At 74.0% G+C, this 18155-nt stretch carries 19 protein-coding genes; 7 read left to right on the top strand and 12 right to left on the bottom strand.

Annotated features, from left to right (window positions below; genetic code table 11):
* Window positions 1-11: 11 nt before the first annotated feature.
* Window positions 12-902, top strand: coding sequence for an MBL fold metallo-hydrolase (locus tag DEI99_RS13985; protein WP_181434512.1), 891 nt, complete (start codon window positions 12-14; stop codon window positions 900-902).
* Complete coding sequence (locus DEI99_RS13980; RefSeq protein WP_111042719.1) at window positions 899-1840, top strand: 3-oxoacyl-ACP synthase III family protein; 942 nt, start codon at window positions 899-901, stop codon at window positions 1838-1840. Before DEI99_RS13985 ends, DEI99_RS13980 begins: the two co-directional genes overlap by 4 nt.
* Window positions 1841-2035: 195 nt before the next feature.
* Here DEI99_RS13980 and DEI99_RS13975 read toward each other — a convergent pair whose 3' ends face one another.
* Together DEI99_RS13975 and DEI99_RS13970 are read right to left on the bottom strand one after the other, a co-directional pair.
* Window positions 2036-2398 (bottom strand): hypothetical protein, encoded by a 363-nt coding sequence (locus DEI99_RS13975; RefSeq protein WP_111042720.1) that lies wholly within the window; start codon window positions 2396-2398, stop codon window positions 2036-2038.
* Between the two features lie 146 nt (window positions 2399-2544).
* Window positions 2545-3360 (bottom strand): alpha/beta hydrolase, encoded by an 816-nt coding sequence (locus DEI99_RS13970; RefSeq protein ID WP_111042721.1) that lies wholly within the window; start codon window positions 3358-3360, stop codon window positions 2545-2547.
* Window positions 3361-3428: 68 nt separating this feature from the next.
* Between DEI99_RS13970 and DEI99_RS13965 the strand changes: the two genes are divergently transcribed.
* Window positions 3429-4064, top strand: a complete 636-nt coding sequence (locus DEI99_RS13965) for an LppP/LprE family lipoprotein (RefSeq protein ID WP_284180863.1) — start codon at window positions 3429-3431, stop codon at window positions 4062-4064.
* Here DEI99_RS13965 and DEI99_RS13960 read toward each other — a convergent pair.
* Both DEI99_RS13960 and DEI99_RS13955 read right to left on the bottom strand, forming a co-directional pair.
* Entirely contained in the window at window positions 4058-4723 is a 666-nt protein-coding gene (locus DEI99_RS13960; RefSeq protein WP_111042723.1) for a hypothetical protein, read from the bottom strand. The two genes, DEI99_RS13965 and DEI99_RS13960, sit on opposite strands and share 7 nt — an antisense overlap.
* Window positions 4720-5403 (bottom strand): hypothetical protein, encoded by a 684-nt coding sequence (locus tag DEI99_RS13955; protein WP_111042724.1) that lies wholly within the window; start codon window positions 5401-5403, stop codon window positions 4720-4722. The genes DEI99_RS13960 and DEI99_RS13955 overlap by 4 nt, the downstream gene beginning before the upstream one ends.
* A gap of 57 nt (window positions 5404-5460) precedes the next feature.
* Here DEI99_RS13955 and DEI99_RS13950 point away from each other — a divergent pair, with 57 nt between their 5' ends.
* Window positions 5461-6492, top strand: coding sequence for a YeiH family protein (locus DEI99_RS13950; RefSeq protein ID WP_111042725.1), 1032 nt, complete (start codon window positions 5461-5463; stop codon window positions 6490-6492).
* A gap of 88 nt (window positions 6493-6580) precedes the next feature.
* On the opposite strand, the gene DEI99_RS13945 is transcribed toward DEI99_RS13950, so the two are convergent.
* From DEI99_RS13945 to DEI99_RS13915, 7 genes are all read right to left on the bottom strand, one after another.
* Window positions 6581-7657, bottom strand: coding sequence for an ABC transporter permease (locus DEI99_RS13945; protein ID WP_111042726.1), 1077 nt, complete (start codon window positions 7655-7657; stop codon window positions 6581-6583).
* Window positions 7654-8535 carry an ABC transporter ATP-binding protein gene (locus tag DEI99_RS13940; RefSeq protein ID WP_111042727.1) on the bottom strand — a complete coding sequence of 294 codons (882 nt, stop codon included), beginning with the start codon at window positions 8533-8535 and terminating at the stop codon, window positions 7654-7656. Before DEI99_RS13940 ends, DEI99_RS13945 begins: the two co-directional genes overlap by 4 nt.
* A 407-nt stretch (window positions 8536-8942) precedes the next feature.
* Window positions 8943-9626, bottom strand: a complete 684-nt coding sequence (locus DEI99_RS13935; protein ID WP_284180862.1) for a response regulator — start codon at window positions 9624-9626, stop codon at window positions 8943-8945.
* Window positions 9608-10882, bottom strand: coding sequence for a sensor histidine kinase (locus tag DEI99_RS13930; protein ID WP_284180861.1), 1275 nt, complete (start codon window positions 10880-10882; stop codon window positions 9608-9610). The genes DEI99_RS13935 and DEI99_RS13930 overlap by 19 nt, the downstream gene beginning before the upstream one ends.
* Window positions 10883-10892: 10 nt before the next feature.
* Window positions 10893-11567 (bottom strand): peroxiredoxin-like family protein, encoded by a 675-nt coding sequence (locus tag DEI99_RS13925; protein WP_284180860.1) that lies wholly within the window; start codon window positions 11565-11567, stop codon window positions 10893-10895.
* Between the two features lie 103 nt (window positions 11568-11670).
* Complete coding sequence (locus DEI99_RS13920; protein WP_284180859.1) at window positions 11671-12939, bottom strand: MFS transporter; 1269 nt, start codon at window positions 12937-12939, stop codon at window positions 11671-11673.
* 180 nt (window positions 12940-13119) lie between these two features.
* Window positions 13120-14304 carry an MFS transporter gene (locus DEI99_RS13915; protein WP_284180858.1) on the bottom strand — a complete coding sequence of 395 codons (1185 nt, stop codon included), beginning with the start codon at window positions 14302-14304 and terminating at the stop codon, window positions 13120-13122.
* A gap of 23 nt (window positions 14305-14327) precedes the next feature.
* Here DEI99_RS13915 and DEI99_RS13910 point away from each other — a divergent pair, with 23 nt between their 5' ends.
* Window positions 14328-14891: a TetR/AcrR family transcriptional regulator gene (locus DEI99_RS13910; RefSeq protein ID WP_284180857.1), complete on the top strand. Its 564-nt coding sequence runs from the start codon at window positions 14328-14330 to the stop codon at window positions 14889-14891.
* Window positions 14892-15043: 152 nt separating this feature from the next.
* Window positions 15044-15937 carry an alpha/beta hydrolase gene (locus DEI99_RS13905; RefSeq protein WP_284180856.1) on the top strand — a complete coding sequence of 298 codons (894 nt, stop codon included), beginning with the start codon at window positions 15044-15046 and terminating at the stop codon, window positions 15935-15937.
* A 452-nt stretch (window positions 15938-16389) separates the two neighbouring features.
* On the opposite strand, the gene DEI99_RS13900 is transcribed toward DEI99_RS13905, so the two are convergent.
* Complete coding sequence (locus DEI99_RS13900; RefSeq protein WP_284180855.1) at window positions 16390-16872, bottom strand: ATP-dependent zinc protease family protein; 483 nt, start codon at window positions 16870-16872, stop codon at window positions 16390-16392.
* 66 nt (window positions 16873-16938) lie between these two features.
* On the opposite strand from DEI99_RS13900, the gene DEI99_RS13895 reads away from it, so the two are divergent.
* Window positions 16939-18132 (top strand): RimK family alpha-L-glutamate ligase, encoded by a 1194-nt coding sequence (locus DEI99_RS13895; RefSeq protein WP_071297818.1) that lies wholly within the window; start codon window positions 16939-16941, stop codon window positions 18130-18132.
* Window positions 18133-18155: the final 23 nt, after the last annotated feature.

Here is an 18155-nt window from a genome sequence, read left to right as displayed (position 1 = left end):
CCGTCCACGGCGTGCACCAGCTCCTGCGCGGTGCCGCCCGTGAGCGCCGCGTGTTCCCGGCGAACGTGTTCCTGTACGAGGACGGCGACCGGCGGGTGCTGTTCGACACCGGGTACGCGCCGCTGCCGTGGCGTACCGGCCCGGCGGGCGCCGCCTACCGGCTCCTGCTGCCCCCGCACGTGCCGGCCGGGGCGTCGGCCGGTGCGCAGGTGTCCGACCCCGGCACGGTGACGCACGTGGTGCTGTCGCACCTGCACCCGGACCACGTCGGCGGCCTGTCCGCGTTCCCCTCGGCCGCCGTCGTCGTGTCGGAGCCGGTGCGCCGGACCCTGGCCGCACCGCGACTCCGCGACGGTGTCCTGGCGGGGCTGCTGCCCGACGACCTGACCCGACGGCTCCTGGTGGTGCCGGACGACGCCTTCGACCAGGGGGCCGGACCCGGCGGGCTGCGCACCGCCGACCTGTTCGGCGACGGCTCGTACCGACTGGTCGACCTGCCGGGCCACGCGCCCGGCCACCTCGGGGCCGTCATCGAGGGCCGCGTCCTCCTCGCCGCGGACGCCGCCTGGGGCCGCGACCTGCTCGGTCAGGAGCACCGCATCCGACCGGTGCCGCGCGCCGTCGCGGACGACCACACGGCGCAGCGCACGACGGCCGCACGGCTGCTCGACGCCGAATGCTCCGGGGTGCGGCTGCTCTTCAGCCACGACCACCACCGCACCGACGTCGACCTGCTCGGTGCTGATCAGGTCGAAGCTGATCAGGTCGCCGCCGACCAGCTCGGTGTCGACCAGGTCGGTGTCGACCAGCACCGCACCGACGCCCGCCCGCCGGCCGAGGACGACCACGAAGCCGGCCGCGCGGACGCGCACCGGAGCACCGACGAAGGGGGACCAGCATGAGGAGTTGCCGGATCAGCGGCTGGGGCACGTACCTGCCGGACGGGGTCGTGACGTTCACGTCCCGTTCCGGCACCGCCACGCGTCACCGGATCGCCGACGACGTCTCGCAGCTGGACATGCTGTCGGCCGCCGCCGAGGACGCCATCCGACGTGCCGGGCTGACCCCCGACGACGTCGACTGCGTCATCGCGGCGTGCGCGGCCGGTGTGCAGCCGATCCCGTGCACGGCGTCGCTCGTCATGGAACGCGTCGCGCCCGGCGCCCGCGCGGCGGCGTTCGACGTGAACTCCACCTGCACGAGCTTCATCACCGCCGTCGACATCGCCTCGCGGTACCTGGCCGACGGCGAGTACGAGCGCATCCTGGTCGTCTCGGGGGACGTCGGCTCACGGTTCCTCGACCCGGAGCAGCGCGAGTCGTACGAGCTGTTCTCGGACGCGGCCGCCGCGGTCGTGCTCGAGCGGGGCACCGGCGAGCAGGGCGTGCTGTCGAGCCTGCAGCAGACCTGGCCCGAACACGCGCACGACACCGAGCTGCGGGGCGGCCTGTCGCGGTACCCCGCCCAGGACTACGCCGACGGCGACCCCGCCGACTACCGCTTCGACATGCACGGACGCCGGGCGCTCATGGGGATGCTCAAGGTCCTGCCCGGGTTCTTCGACCGGTTCTTCGAGCGCGCCGGGCTCGGCCTCGACGACGTCGACCTCGTCGTGCCGCACCAGGCGAGCGGCGCGCTCGGCATCGCGATGCGGCGGATCGGGTTCCCACGGGACAGCTACGTGGACGCCGTCGCCGAGTACGGCAACATGGTGTCGTCCTCGGTGCCGTACACGCTCGCGAAGTGCCTGGAGGACGGTCGTCTCGGCCCCGGCGACACGGTGCTGCTGTGCGGGACCGCGGCGGGACTCACGGCGAACGCGCTGGCACTGCGGCTCTGACCACGAGCCGACCGCGGGGACCGCGCAGCCCGACCGCGCTGGCCGAGCAGCCCGACCGCGCTGGCCGAGCAGCCCGACCGCGCGGGCCGACCGCGCGGGTTGCGGAGCCCGACGGCGCGTGCCGACCGCACGGCCCGCGCAGCCCGATGCCGCGTGCCGACCGCACGGACCGGTCGGGCCCGGCCCGCGGCCCGGTCAGTGCTGCAGGTGCCGTCCGTCGGGCAACGCCCGGCGCCCGGACAGCGCCGCGACGAGCCGCGCGAACCAGGACTCGCGGGCGGGCGGGGTCTGGACGGCCCGGGTCGGCGTGCGGAACGCCAGGTCGTGCAGCATGTTCCGCTTCGAGCCGTCCCAGTTCGCGAACAGGTACGTCCCGCCGATGAAGGACATGCTCCGGACCGGGGCGCGCTTCCACGAGTCGGCCGCCACGAAGTACCCCGAGTGCCCGGACCGGATGTTCTCGATCACGACGTCGACGTCGATGACGCCGGTGGTCGTCACGACGGCGGTGATGCCCGTTCGGTCACGGGCGACGTACTCGATGAGGTGTTCGGTCACGGGGGAACTCTTCGTCACGATGGTTGAGCGTCACGGCAGGGAGCGCGGCGCTGGGGATTCGGAACCGCCGTCGCTTCCGGTCCCAGGGTACGTCCGGGGCGGCCGAGCCGTCCGCCCGATGTCCGCCGTTCGCACCCTTGCAGCGCTCAGCGGACGGACCGGCCGAGCCACGCCGCCACCAGGTCGAGCGCGGCGACCGAGTCGGGGGTGCCCGGCCGGTTCAGGAACGCGTGCCGACTGCCGGGGACGACGTGTCGTTCGACGTCCACACCCGCTGCAGCGAGGTCCGTCGCGAAGCGCTCGCCGGAGGTCCGCATGACGTCCCGCTCGGCGTCGACGAACAGCGTGCGCGGGAAGGCGTCGAGGTGTCCGGGTGCCGGGAACGTGGACCCCGCTCCGGGACCCGCGTACGCCCGGCTGCTCAGGTCGAGCAGGAACGGAGCGTGCGTGACGCGGCGGTGCCCGCGGACGAGTCGCTGCACGGCGGGGTCACGGGGGATCGTCGGGTGGAAGAACCCGTAGGCGAGCACGACGCCGACCAGCGCGGGAGCGTCCGCCACCGTCGCCGCCGCGAGGCACGCCCCGGCACTCGCGCCGCCGAGCACGAGTCCCGACGGCGACTCGTCGTGCAGGCTGCGGAGCACGGCGGCGACCTCGTCGCGGGCGTGCGGCGCGCGCCGGCGGCCACGGGGCCCACCCCGGCCGACCCAGGGCAGCCCGGGCAGCGGCCCGAGCCGGTAGTCGACGGTCACGACGGGTGTCCCGCGTGCCGCGAGGTCGCGTGCGACGGCGTCGGACTCGGGCAGGTCGAGGTCGCCCCGGAAGAAGCCACCGCCGTGCAGCCAGACCAGAGTCGGGCCGTCGACGGCGCGGGCAAGGTCCGGGTGGTACCGGCGGACCGGCACCGGCCCGTGCGGCCCGTCGACCCGGTCGTCCTCGGCCACGATCGTCCCCGGCTGCATCCCCCGCACACCACCAGTGTGGCAGCACGTCCGGGCACCGGAGGGTGGTCCCTGGCACCGTGGGAGGGGTGCTGACCTCGAGGACGTCCGTGATCCTGACCGGTGCCGTGCTGGTCGCCCTGCTCACCGGCTGCTCCGGCGGCGAGGGCGGGGGAGACGGCGGCGACGCGGCCACCCCGACCGTGACCGAGACCGTGACCGCCGCACCGACCGACGACCCGTCGACCCCGGCGTCGACCCCGGCGTCGACCCCGACGCCGACGGACAGCCCGGCGACGACCCCGACCCCGACGTGCGGCCCCGCCGACGGTGCGGCGGCCGTGTCGGACGCCGTCGCCTCGCTCCCGCTGCCCGCCGGGCTGGACGGGTTCCGGTGGGACGGTGCGAACGCCGACACCGCCGGGTACGACGCCTGCGCCGCGCTGTCCTGGGCCGTGGTGACCCTCCGGGGCGGCACCGCCGGGTCGCCGTACGCGATCCTGCTCTTCCACCAGGGCCGGTACCTCGGCACCGCGACGGCGGAGCAGTACGCCTTCGAACCGGCCGTCGAGCGCCGCAGCGACGAGACGATCGTCGTGACGTACCGCTACCCGAAGGCCGGCGAGCCGAACGCGTCGCCGTCCGGCCGCACCACCGCGACCTTCACCTGGAACGCGGACACCGGCCGCGTGGACATGACGGGCGACACCCCGCCGGTTCAGTGACGGTCGGCCGCACCGCGGTCCGACCCGAGCTCGCGCTGCAGCGACCGCAGGACCCGCACGAGGGTGTCGAGCTTCCCCGCACCGGCCTCGGACCCCCTGCCGAGCGCGGTGCGCGGCTGCACGACGACGTCCGCGCCGTCGGTCGTCGTGATCCAGATCCCGAAGGCGACGCGCTGCCCGCGGTCGGCCTTCGTCGCGACGGCGAACCGCCGGACGCGTGCCCACGGCAGGTCGAGGACCGGGGTGTCCCGCGACGGCGCCCACGCGTGCAGGCCGAACTCGTCGACGGTCCAGATCGCGGGTCGGGGTCCGGCGAGGTCGTCGGTGGTCCGCAGCCCCGACGCCAGCACGGGCAGGTGGAACCGCTGAGCCCTGCCCGCCCGGATGCGCGCCAGCGTGCGCCGGTCGGACCGGCCGGACGACAGCGTCGACACGGCCAGCACGATCCCGGACGCGGCGACCAGCAGCGGGACGAGGAAGAGCGTCGTCTGCATCCTGCCGGTGTCGATGCTCCTCAGGAAGTCGGGGAACGCGAACTCGGCGACGGATGCGGTGACGCCCACCGCCATGGTGACCACCGCCGCCAGCAGCACCGGGCCCCGTCGCGGCACGGTCCCGTCGCGCAGCCGCTGCACCCACGGTTCGTCCGTCGTCGTCATCGCTCCGACGACCTCGAACCCGGGCGGTCGGCGCCGCGTCCCGACCCGAGCTCGCGCTGCAGCGACCGGAGCACCTCCATCGTGATGTGGAGCTTCGTCGCGCTCGCACCGAACGGCCGTCCGATCGTGGGTCGCGGCTGCAGGGTGAACCGGCCGACGTCCGTGGTGACGATCCAGATCCCGACGTCGGTCCGCTGCCCACGGACGTCCTGCGACGCGAGGTCGATCGATGCGACGTCGCCCCACGCCAGGTCGAAGACCGGGTCGTCCCGCTCGGCGGACCACGCGTGCAGACCCACACGGTCGACGGTCCACATCTCCGGTCGGGGCTCCGGGAAGTCGTCGAGGGCGTGCAGTCCGGACTGCAGCACGGGCAGGTGGAACGCCGGCGTCGTGCCGTGGACGCGGATCCGGGCCAGGACCCGTCGGTCGCGCCGTCCGCGCAGCCACGAGAGCACAGCGGCGACCGGCCCGAACGCGAACAGGAACACGGCCAGCAGCGGCCCGGACCACGGTCGTCGGGCGTCCGACTGCGCGATGTCGTCGAGGTGCACGACGGTCAGCCACAGGCCGACGGCACCGACCAGCGTGACGACGACCAGCCCGACCAGGAACGGCCACCGCTTCGGTGGCACCCCGTCGCGGAGCCGCTGCACCCACCGTTCCCCCGCGTACTGCACAGACCCATCCTGCCCGTCGGCGCAGCGGGGCGTCCGTAGGCGCGAGATGCTGGACGCATGCAGTCCGCCCGCACCGCCGCCCCCGGTGTCGTCCTCGCCGTCGCGATCGGCATCGTCGCCACCCTGATCGGTCGCGGAGTCCCCGTCGTCGGCGGTCCCGTCCCCGCCGTGGTCATCGGTGCCGTGGTCGGTTGGCTCGTCCGCCGTCGCACCGGTGGCACGCTCGCCGCTCTGGCACCCGGCGTGAAGTTCTCGTCGAGCCGTGTGCTGCAGGCCGCGGTCGTGCTGCTCGGCGCGCAGCTGTCGATCGGCGAGGTCCTGCGCATCGGCGGCGAGACCCTGCCGGTGATGCTCGCGACGCTCGTCGTCTGCCTGGTCGCGGCGTGGGGGATCGGCAGGGCGCTGCGGGTGTCGAGCGCCCTCCGGACCCTGATCGGCGTCGGCACGGGCATCTGCGGTGCGTCGGCGATCGCCGCCGTCACCCCCGTCATCGGTGCCGTCAGCGCCGACGTCGCCTACGCCATGTCGACGATCTTCCTCTGCAACATCGCGGCGGTCTTCGCGTTCCCGCTGCTCGGGCACGCGCTCGGACTGAGCCAGCACGCCTTCGGCGTCTTCGCCGGCACCGCCGTCAACGACACGTCGTCGGTCGTCGCCACCGCGACCGTCTACGGCCGCCAGGCGACCGACACCGCGGTCGTCGTGAAGCTGGTGCGCACGCTCATGATCATCCCGATCGTCATCGGGCTGGCCGGACTGGAGGCCCGCCGCGCCGCACACGAGCAGCCCGCCCCCGCCCCGGGGCCGGCTCGCGGGTTCCGCGTGCTCCGGTTGGTGCCGTGGTTCCTCGTCGGGTTCCTCGTGGTGGTGCTGCTCCGGACCGTCGGGGTCCTGCCCGAGGCGGCGGCGCCGGGGTTCGCGACGGTCGCGTCGTTCCTCATCACGGTGGCGCTCGCCGCGATCGGCTGCTCGACGGACTTCGCGGCCCTGCGGCGAGCGGGTTTCCGACCGATGGTGCTCGGCATCGCGCTCTGGGTCCTGGTCGCGGGCACGAGCCTGGGGATGCAGGCCGCCTTCGGCCTGCTCTGAGCTGGTCCGGTCCGGACGGGCCGCCGCCGCGACGGGAGGCCCGGATCACGTGAGCCGACCTGCTCACGTGATCCGGGCCTCCTGTCCGTCAGCCGCGCAGCGCCTCCGACAGCTTCACGCGGCTGCCGGTGCGCAGCAGCGCGTTCTCGTAGACCCGGGCGCCGACGGCGACCACGACGACGACCGACGCGACGACGACCAGGAGCGCCAGGACCGGCTCCCACCACGCGGCCGAGCCGAGGAAGATCCGCATCGGCATCCCGATCGCGGCGCTGAAGGGCACGTACGACATGATCCCGAGCACGAGCGGGTTGTCGTACGCGACGATGATGAGGAAGTACGGGATCATCACGAGCATCATCACCGGGGTGGTGACGCTGCCGACGTCCTCCTGGCGGGAGACGAGCACCGCGGCCGCAGCGAACAGCGACGCGATGAGCACGAACCCGACGGCGAAGAACCCGACGAACCACAGGATGCTCGGGCCGAGCATCGCGAACACGTTGTCCTGTCCGGTCAGGGCCAGTGCGACGATCGCGGCGACGGCCACCGCGACGATCTGGGCGAACGCCATGAGGCTGTTGCCGAGCACCTTGCCCGCGAGCAGCGCCCTGGCCGGGATCGCGGACATGAGGATCTCGACCACCCGTGTCGACTTCTCCTCGACGACGCTCTGCGCGATCGACTGGCCGAACGTCACTGCCGAGGCGAAGTACACGACACCGAACGCGATGGCGATGAGGTAGACCAGACCGCCGGGCAGGGCGTCCGGGTCGAGCAGCTCGATCCGCGGCGAGACGCTCAGCGCCGAGACGACCTCGGACGGTGCGTCGTCGAGTCCGACGACCGTGTAGCCGAGCGGGTCGTCGGACGGCACGATCGCCGCGTCGACGTCGCCGTCCCGCACGAGTCGTTCGGCCGCGTCGACGGAGGCCGCGTCGGTGACGTCGAGCCCGCTCGTCGAGGGCAGCGAGACACCGTCCACGACGGCAACCGGGGTCGTGTCGTCGGCGGTGGCCTTGCCCACGATCCCGCCGACGACGATCGAGGCCACGACCATGCCGATGAGGATGAGCGCCGACACCACGAAGGCCTTGCTGCGGATGCGTGCCTGGATCTCGCGTCCGGCGACGAGGCGCACGGCCTGCACGAAGGAGCTGTTCATCGGACGACCTCCCGGAAGACCTCGCTGAGCCGCGGCACCCGCGGCGCGAACGACCCGACGGTGCCGTGCTGCACGGCACGCTGCAGGACGCGCTGGGCGGTGGCGGCGTCGGCCTCGAAGACCGCGTACCCGCCGTCGAACTCGCGGACGCCGACCCCCGGCTCTTCCCGGAGCCAGGCGACGTCGCCGTCGACCAGCAGCTCCCAGGCGGCCGGACCGGCCTGCTTGCGGAGTTCCTCCTGCGGCCCGGCGGCGCGGATGGTGCCGCCGGCGATCACGACGACGTCGTCGCAGAGCCGCTCGACCACGTCGAGCTGGTGGCTCGAGAACAGGACCGGGACCCCGCGCGCCGCGGTCTCGCGCAGCACGCCGAGCACCGTGTCGACGGCCATCGGGTCGAGGCCGGAGAACGGCTCGTCGAGCACGAGCACCTCGGGGTCGTGTGCCAGCGCGGCCGCGATCTGCACGCGCTGCTGGTTGCCGAGCGACAGCTTCTCGACGGGGTCGGTGGCGTGCGCCGTCAGTTCGAGGCGTTCGAGCAGGCCACTCGTCCGCGAGGTCGCCGTGCGCTTGTCGACCCCGTGCAGCCGGGCCATGTACGCGACCTGCTCGGCCACCGGCATCTTCGGGTACAGGCCGCGTTCCTCGGGCATGTAGCCGAAGCGGCGCCGGTCCGCCGGTCGGACCTCGGTGCCGTCGATCGACACCGTGCCGGCGTCGGCCCGGAGCACCCCGAGCATGATCCGCATGGTGGTCGTCTTGCCGGCGCCGTTGCCGCCGACGAACCCGGTGAGCCGGCCGCTGCCGACCGTGAACCCGACGTCGTCGAGCACCCGGCGGTCGCCGAACTGCTTGGTCACCCCGTCGATGGTGAGCATGTCGTCCCTTCGTGGCACTGTCCGCGACGGTCGTCGTCGGTGCGTCCGACGCTATTGCGCGGGGTGTGCCCGACGCCTCCCACGAGTGGCGGGGATCGGTGCGGCGTCTGCTCCGCCTGCTCCGTCGCGCGGGGGGGGGCAGGGCGGCGGGCGGTGGGCGGCGCGGTCGGCGGTGCGGTGCGGCGGTGCGGTGGGGCGGTCTGCAGTGCGGCGCGGGCGGCGGGCGGCGGTGCGGCGGTGCGGCGGTGCGGCGCGCCGATGCGTGTGCATGTTCCGACGATGCACGCGTCGATCGTCACGTGTCCTGTCGAACGATGCGCCCGCATCCCGTGCGCGTGCACGTTCCGACGATCCACGCGTCGAACGTCACGTGTCCCGTCGATGCATGCGCGCGCATCGAGTCCCGGTCAGCGCGCGACGCCGTGCTCGAACGCCCACACGACCGCCTGGATGCGGTCCCGGAGCCCGAGCTTCTGCAGCACGTTCGAGACGTGGGTCTTCACGGTGGCGTCGCCGACGTACAGCTCGGCGGCGATCTCGGCGTTGCTCAGGCCGCGGGCGAGCAGGCGCAGCACCTCGCACTCGCGCTCGGTGAGCCCGACCTCGGCGAGCACGACCGTCGGGGTCGGCGCGAGCGGCGCTGCCTGGGGGACGGCGTGCGCCGCGGTCGCCCGGCTGATCACCCGTCGCGTGACGTCGGGGGCCAGCAGCGCGTCCCCGCCGGCGACGGTGCGCACGGCGTCGATCAGCCGTTCGGGGGAGGCGTTCTTCAGCAGGAACCCGCTCGCCCCCGCCTCGAGCGCCTGGAAGAGCGCGTCGTCGCTGTCGAACGTGGTGAGCACGAGCACGGCAGGGGGATCCGGCAGCGTCGCGATCCGCCGGGCGGCCTCGAGGCCGTCCACCCCGGGCATCTGCACGTCCAGGCAGACCACGTCGGGGCGCAGCGCGTGGACCGCCTCGACGGCCTGGGCGCCGTCGCCGGCCTCGCCGACCACACGGAAGCCCGGTTCGGACTCCAGGATCACGCGGAAGCCGGCCCGGACGAGCTCCTGGTCGTCGGCCAGCACGATCGTCAGGTCGTCGGGAGCCATGCGCGCACCAGCCAGCCTCCCCGGGCACGGGGCCCGATCTCGATCCGACCGTCCACGGCCGCGACGCGTTCACGCATCCCGACGTGCCCGAGGCGGCTGCCGGCGGTGCTCCGCGCGGCACGGGCGCCGTGGCCGTCGTCGGACACCTCGACCTCGACGGCGTCGTCGAGGTAGCGCAGGCGGACGTCCGCACGGGCGGCCGGGCCGGCGTGCTTGAGGACGTTCGTCACGGCCTCCTGCGCGATCCGGTACGCCACCGCTGCGACGGTCGGCGGCACCGGCCGTTCGACGCCGACGACGACGTACTCCGTCGGGTGGCCGGCGACGCGGGCCGACTCGGCCAGCTCGGCGATGCGGGCGATGCCCTCGGTGCTCGGGGCGTCGGCGCCGTCCGTCGCGGCCACGGCGGCGTCGTCCTCGGAACGCAACGTGCCGAGCATCCGCCGGAGTTCCTCCACCGCGGTGCGGGCGCTCTCCTCGACCACGCCGAGCGACGCCGTCGCCTGCGCCGGGTCGCGGCCGATCACCCGGCGCGCCGCTCCGGCCTGCACGCCCATGAGCGCGACGTGGTGCGCGACGACGTCGTGCAGCTCCCGCGCGATGCGCACCCGCTCGATCGTGACCGCCTGGGCCGCCGACCGCTCCCGCTCGGCGGCGAGTTCACCCGTCCGCTCGTCGAGCTCGTGCCGCGCGACGGCCGCCGCCCAGGCCCGGTTGCCCGCCCACCAGGCGGCTCCGAAGTAGATGACGTTGATGAGGATGTTCACCAGCGACAGCGCGACGTAGGGCGCCACGGGCGAGTCCGTGTCGTTCGGCAGCGCGTTCGGTGACGCCCAGCCGAACGAGATCGCGATGAACAGCCAGGCGAACATGCCGCCGATGACGACCCACCGCACGACCTCGGCCCGGAGCCGGTCGGAGCACCACGCACCCACCGTGTACAGGGGGATGAACAGCGTGAAGTTGATGAGGAGGAGCTCGGGCACCTGCAAGAGCTGCGTCGCGGCGAACGCGACGCCGGCCACGAGCGCGACCGTCATCGGGAAGCGCCGACGGAACGCGACGGGCGCCGCGTTCGCGACGATCATCAGCCCGGAGACCCACCACGCGGCCTGGTCGTCACCGTAGGTGCCGGCCGAGCTGTACAGGAACGTCGTGACGACGAGCCCGCCGGCGAGCACGGCTGCGAGCACCGTGTCCTGCCGGTGCTCGCGCCGTCCCACCGGCAGTCGTGACCATTCCCCCGTCGCCCCCATGCAGGAGACGCTACCGGGTCGTGCCCACCCGCAGGGCGTCGACGGCCTCGAGCACCGTCGCCACCTCGGTCCGTGTCGTGTAGTCGACGTGCACGTCGGCGAACCGGACCGTGCCGTCCTCGTCGATGACGAAGACCGACGGGAACGGGATCGCGGCGGTGCCGTCGGCGTTGCTGTCCGCGACGTCGAAGCCGAGCTGCGTGTGGGCTGCGCGGGCCTCGGCGTTCGGTGCCGTGACGACCCCGAACCGTCCGGCGAGGACGTTCTCCGGGTCGGACAGCACCGGGAACGCGAGCTCGCCGTTCGCGATCGCCTGCTCGGTGCCCTCCGGCGTCTGCGGTGACACCGCGACGAGCCGCACACCCCGCTCCTGCAGCGCCGGCAGCAGCTCCTGCTGGTAGGTGCGCAGCGTGAGGTTGCAGTACGGGCACCAGGCCCCGCGGTAGAACACCAGGACCGTCGGCGCGTCACCGCGGACCTCGCGCAGCGTCGTGCCGCCGCCGGTCGCGTCGAGCAGGGCCGCGTCGGGTACGACGTCGCCGGCCCCGAGCACCGTGTCGGGCAGACCGGCGGCGCGCAGGTCCGCCTGCTCGCGGTCGAAGACGCCGCTCAGCTCGGGGCCGATCTGCGCGGTGAAGCCGGCGTTGAACTCGTCGACGCGGCGAGCGATGGTGTCCTGGGGCATCGGGTCCTCCGTGGTCGTGGCCGGCGGGGTCACCGTCCGCAGGGAGCGTAGGCAGGGAGCGCCCGGCCCCGCTGCACGGAGCGTCACGGATCGTCACACGTGGTCAGCCCTCGGCGTCCTGCGCCGTCGCGGTCCGGACCCGCGCCGGCAGGCCCGCGACCGCCGCCTTCCACGCCCACGCCGCGCCCGAGAACACGACCGCCGTCAGCACCCACAGCAGCCACGGGGCGTCGGAGTCGAGCAGTCCGAGGCTGAGCGGGAAGAGCGCCATGCCGACCGAGCCCGCGGTCTGGAAGACGCCGATCGCCCGGCCGCGGACTCGTGGGTGCGGGGCCTCGGCCATCACGGCGTTCGACGCCGGCATCGCGATCATGTCCGCCACCGCCAGGACCACCCCCACGGCGACCACGTACGACCACGCCCCGGCACCGGCGAGCGGCGGGAGCACGACGAGCGGCACCGTCGTCAGGGCGGTGAGGCCGGCGCCGACGGCCACCAGGACGCCGCGGTCGCACCCGGCGACCCACCGGGTGACGGAGGTCTGCAGGAAGGCCGCGAGACCGGTGGCGATCGCGAACTGCACCGGTGCGACCGCGGCGGGCAGGTGCCACCGCTCGACGAACAGCACGCTCAGCGCGACGTTCGGCAGCACCATCGCCGGCCCGAGCAGGAACTGGCCGAGCGTCACGAGCCGCATCGACCGGTCCGCGGCGAACGCCCGCAGGGAACCCGCACGGCCCTCCGACAGGTCGCCGGCGGCAGCCACGGGCGGGCGGGCGCTCCCGGTGCGCTGGGTGGCGAACACGACCGCGGCGACGACGCTCGACACGACGTTCGCGGCGACGAGCCACCGCAGCCCGTCGGAGCCGCCCCCGGCGAGGACGACCGCGGCGACGACGGCGCCGGCCCCGAGCGCCGCGGCCTTCGTCGCCTCGAGGAACGCGAACCACCGCTCGAACGGTCGCCCCGCCGCCAGGTCGTGCACGTAGGCGGTCCACGCCGTCCAGTAGAGGCGCTCCGACGCGGTCGCCAGGAACACCGCGGCGAGCACGGTGACCGGTTCGTGGGCGACGAGGTACAGGGCGAAGCCCGCGGCGGAGAGCAGGTTGTTCGTGACCATCGACGCGCGCGCACCGAAGCGGTCGGTGAGCACGCCGCCGAGCAGGCCGACCGGCAGTGCGAGCAGCGACGCGACGGTCGACAGGGCGCCGATCACGCCGAGCGACAGGTCGGTGGTCAGGGTGAAGTAGACGATCGTGAGCGGCAGCGTGAGGCCGGCGCCGACGGTGTCGACGAGGACGGCGGCGGTGACGGAGCGGTGCTCGGCGAGCGAGGACGAAGCGGCCCGGAGGCGGGCGCGGATGGAGAACACGGTGGGTCCCTCGGAGTCGTCGCGCGGCGTCGGTGCCGCGCGGGCGTACTGGAAGCGCGCGGACCGGTGGTCCGCGGTGAGGGGGAGCCGGCTCTGGTGCCGGCTCAGCGCTTCGTTGCCATGACTCCGCTGTCGTGTCGTCGTCCCGGGGAGGCCCCGGCGAGGGTGTTCGCCGTCACGCTACCGCGCGGTCGGCTCCCGGGCAACGCTCCGGTCGTGGGCGCCGGAGGCGGCGCGGCGGCCGACCACCGCGAGCACGGCGCTCGCCGCGGTGACGACCGCCCCGGCGACGAACGTGCCGGCCGGACCGACCGCCGCGAGCACCCCGCCCGCCGCCGCGGCCCCGACCGCCTGCCCGAGCACGAGCGCCACGAACAGCACCGACGTCCCGGCGGAGGACCGGTCCGCGTCGATCTCGGTGGTCCACGCGATCAGCGCCCCGGTCGCCGCCGTGTAGCCCCAGCCGAAGACGGCACACGCGGCGATCGCCACCGGGGTCGACTGCGGGACGGTCCCCAGCGTCACGACGGCGACGGCGACCGCGCCGGCGGTGACCGTCCAGAGGGTCCGGGCCCGGAGGCCGCTCGTCCACCGCGCGGTGACGGCGACCGCGGCCCCGCCGGCACCGAGCGCGATCCACGCCGAGACCGACACGACGTCCGGGGCGCCGGCGTCCACCAGCACCGAGCGGCCGTAGGTCCAGACGACCGCGGACCCCGTGCCGAAGAGCAGTGCCGACGCCAGCACCCGGCGGTGCCGCGCGAACCAGGTGCGACCCGGCGCCGGCGTCCGGTCGCCGGACCCCACCCCGCGGGACGCCGCGAGCAGCGCGACGCCGACGACGAGTGCGACGACCCCGGACCAGGCCCACGCGGTGCGCCAGTCCGGCAGCAGGACGAGTGCGAGCGCCCCGGCCGCGACGAGGCCCGGCCCCGTGCCCGAGTTCACGACGGCCTGGGCGGTGTCCTGTGCCCGCTCCGGCACCGCGCGCGCGACGAGCTGCACGAGCGCCGGGGACGCCAGACCCGCGCCCGCCGACGCGAACACGGCGGCCATCCCGAACGCCACCGGCCCGGTCGCCGTGGCCATCGCGACCGCGCCGCCGCCCGCGACGAGGGCCGCCACGGCAACGAGCACCCTAGGAACCCGCGCGGCGAAGAGGAACCCGACGACCGCGCCGACGCAGTACAGCGCCGACGCCCCCGACGAGACCCACCCGGCGGCGTCCGAGCGCAGCCCGAGGTCGCGCTGCACGTCGGGCAGGAAGAGTCCGTACGCCAGGCGCACCAGCCCGTACGTCACGGCGACGAGGGCGAGCCCGCTCCCGACCAGGAACAGCTGACCAAACGAAAACGATCGTTTCACTTTGCAGAGCCTAGGGTGCTCTCATGCCGATGCGTCCAGGAACCGAGCAGAAGCTGCTGGACGCGGCCGAGGAACTCTTCTTCACCCGCGGCATCGCGGCGACCCCGATCGACGCCGTGCTCGAGCGTGCCGGCGTCTCGGCGGCCACGCTCTACCGCGGGTACCCGAGCAAGGAGGCACTCGTCGCCGCCGCACTCCGTCGGCGCCACGACGACTGGCTCGCCGCCTGGGACCGTGCGGTCGCCGCGGCCCCCGACGACCGCGGGCGGCTGCTCGCCGTGTTCGACGCGCTCGACGACTACCGGTCGACGCCCGCGGGGTCGCGGTGGTGCGCGTTCCTCGGCACCGCGGCGGAGTACGTCGACGCACCCGCCGAGGTGCACGCGGTCCTCGACCAGGAGACCGGCACGCTCCGCCGGCGCCTCGCCGCCACGGCCGAGCCGGTCGTCGGCGACCGTGCCGGCGTGCTCGCCGAGCAGCTGCTCCTCGTCGTGTCCGGCTCCCTCGCCATGCGGCTGCGCGAACCGGGGCTCGACTCCGGCACCGCCAGGACCGTCGCCGGGGCGCTGGTCGACGCCGCGGTCTGAGCGACGGCCACCCCACCGATGCTGCACGTCCTCACACGCACCGGTCCGGCGCGCCGGGGTGTCCCCGCCGGCGGACTCGCTACCGTGCGGAGCATGCGACCGACCCGCACCTGCGCCACGACGCCCGTGCCCCGCGACGACGTGTCCGCCGGATGACCCGGTCACGTGCCGCGACCGTCACCCGCCGCTCCCTGCTCATCGGCGGAGCGGCCGTCGCCGCGGGCGGTGCCGCCGCCGGTGCGGTCGACCACGGCCTGCTGCCCGGGCGCACCAGCATGTACCGGGTCCTCGGCCTGAACGGCTCCGCCGGCAGCATCCCCGACATCGCACCCGTCCCGACGACCTCCGGCACGTTCACCTCGCGGGCGCGGGGCGGTCGCACCGTCGGCTGGACCATCGCCGCTCCCGAGTCGGACGCACCGCTGCCCGTCGCGGTCGCCCTGCACGGCTACGGCGACGACCACCGGAGCTTCTTCGGCAGGGCGCTCGGCTGGGACCGGTTCCTCGCCGCGCACGTCGCCGGCGGGGGAGCTCCCTTCGCGATCGCCGCAGTCGACGGTGGCAACCGCTACTGGCACCGCCGGTCGGACGGCGACGACCCCGCCGTGATGATCCTCGACGAGTTCCTGCCCCTGATCGCCCGGCGGGGCGCCGACCTCGACCGGCTCGCCCTGACCGGGTACTCGATGGGGGGCTACGGCACCCTCCGGCTCGCCGGGGCGCTCGGCGCCGACCGCGTCCGCGCCGTCTCCGCGATCAGCCCCGCGCTCTGGACCGCCGCCGGGGACACCGCCCGCGGCGCCTTCGACGACGCGGCCGACTTCCGCGCGAACACCGTCCTCGGTCGGCAGCACGAGCTCGACGGGGTCGCGGTCCGCGTCGACTGCGGCAACGGCGACGGGTTCGCACCCGCGGTGCACGCCTACGTCGACGGCTTCACGACCCCTCCTGCCGGCGGCTTCGAGCCGGGCGCGCACACGCACGGCTACTGGCGTCGCATGGCGCCGGAGCAGCTCGCCTTCCTCGGCGAGCACCTCGGCCGCTGACCCGTCCGGCTCCGGCCCGTCCACCTCGCCGAAGCGACAGATCCGCGCGGAACACTTGCCGCGTTCTGTCGCTTTCGCGGGCGGCGGCGGGCGGGAGGCGCGTTGCCGGGCGCGAGTCGTGCCTCCCGTCCGGTGTGTGGCACGTCCACCTCGCCGAAGCGACAGATCCCGCCCGCCCGGTCCGGACCCTCTCGCCGAAGCGACACATCTGCGCGGAACGGTCGCAGCACCCTGTCGCTTTCGTGGGCGGCGGCAGACGGGAGGCGCGCTGCCGGACGCGGGTCGTGCCTCCCGTCCGGTGCGTGGCCCGTCCATCCCGCCGAAGCGACAGATCCCGCCGGTCCGGTCCCGACCCCGTCGCCGAAGCGACAGATCCGCGCGGAACAGTTGCGGCACTCTGTCGCTTTCGCGACAGACGCATGCGCCCGCCCGCAGGCCCCCGCCCGCCCCGATCAGGCGCGACCGCGGTTGCGCCGCCGGATCTCCTTCGGGGCACGGCCGGCCATGAACGAGCGGGCCGGGTCGACGAGGAAGCCCTGGCGCAGGGCCTCGCGGCCGATGAGCATCCGGAAGCCCATCTGGTCGCGGTTGCTCAGGGTGACCTCGGACTCGACGACCCGCCCGGCCAGCGTGATGCTGGTGCGCACGACGATGCGTTCCTGGGTGTGACCGGTCGAGCTCCGCACGGTCCGCCGGTCGTGCACGGGGCACTCGACGGTGGACGCGTCGGCGTCGGTGTCCTGCCAGGGGTGGAGCGAGAAGCGGACCCGGTCGTCGGGCAGTTCCTCGAGGTCGAAGGCGTGCAGCGCGGAGGTCCGCGCACCGGTGTCGAGCTTCACCTTGATCCACGGGACGCCGAGGTCGGGGAGTCCCGCCCACTCGCGCCAGCCGGCGACCACGAGCCCGCCGTCGGGGAACCTCGGGGTGCGGGACATGACCCCATCCTGTCGCATGCTTGGATGGAGCGTCGCCGTCGAACCCCTCCCGCGGAGCACTCCCCGATGAAACTCGCCATCCTGTCGCGCGCACCCCAGGCCTACTCGACCCAGCGCCTGCGCGCCGCGGCGCTCGACCGTGGTCACGAGGTCAAGGTCCTCAACACGCTGCGCTTCGCGATCGACCTGTCCGGCGAGGACCCGGACCTGCTCTACCGCGGCAAGCTCCTGAGCGACTACGACGCCGTGCTGCCCCGCATCGGCAACTCGATCACGTACTACGGCACGGCGGTGGTGCGGCAGTTCGAGCAGATGGACGTCTACACGCCGAACACGGCGAACGGCATCACGAACTCCCGCGACAAGCTCCGGGCGAACCAGATCCTGTCCCGGCACGACATCGGCATGCCGGCGACGACCTTCGTGGCCGGTCGCACCGACGTCCGAGGAGCGATCGAGCGCGTCGGGGGAGCACCCGTCGTCATCAAGCTGCTCGAGGGCACGCAGGGCATCGGCGTGATCCTGGCCCCCGAGGCGAAGGTCGCCGAGTCGATCGTCGAGACCCTGCACTCGACGAAGCAGAACGTCCTCATCCAGTCGTTCATCTCGGAGAGCCGGGGCCGGGACATCCGGGCCCTCGTCGTCGGCGACCGGGTCGTGGCGGCGATGCGCCGGACCGCCTCCGGTGACGAGTTCCGGTCGAACGTGCACCGCGGCGGCACCGTCGAGAAGGTCACGCTGTCGCCGGAGTACGAGGCCGTCGCGGTCCGGTCGGCGCAGATCATGGGCCTGAAGGTCGCCGGCGTCGACATGCTCGAGGGCAACGACGGGCCGCTCGTCATGGAGGTCAACTCCTCACCGGGCCTCGAGGGCGTCGAACGCGCCACCGGCCTCGACATCGCCGGCGCCATCGTCGACTACATCGCGAACCAGGTCGCGTTCCCCGAGATCGACGTGCGGCAGCGCCTCTCCGTCTCGACCGGGTACGGCGTCGCCGAGCTCCTCGTGCACACCAACGCGGACCTCGTCGGCAAGACGATCAAGGAGTCCGGGCTCTGGGACCGGGACATCACGGTCCTGACGCTGCACCGTGGCTCGAACGTCATCCCGAACCCGCGCAGCGGCGTCGCGCTCGAGTCCGGCGACCGCCTGCTCTGCTTCGGCAAGCTCGAGGAGATGCGCTCCATGATCCCGGAGCGCCGCAAGCGGCGCGCGAAGGTGCGGAAGCTCCCGAAGGAGCCGCTGCAGACGGACAGCTGAGACGGACGGACGGGAGGCCCGAC

This window comes from Curtobacterium sp. MCLR17_036 (genome assembly GCF_003234445.2).
Taxonomy (GTDB): Bacteria; Actinomycetota; Actinomycetes; order Actinomycetales; family Microbacteriaceae; genus Curtobacterium.
This window is presented reverse-complemented; position numbering and strand designations above follow the sequence as displayed.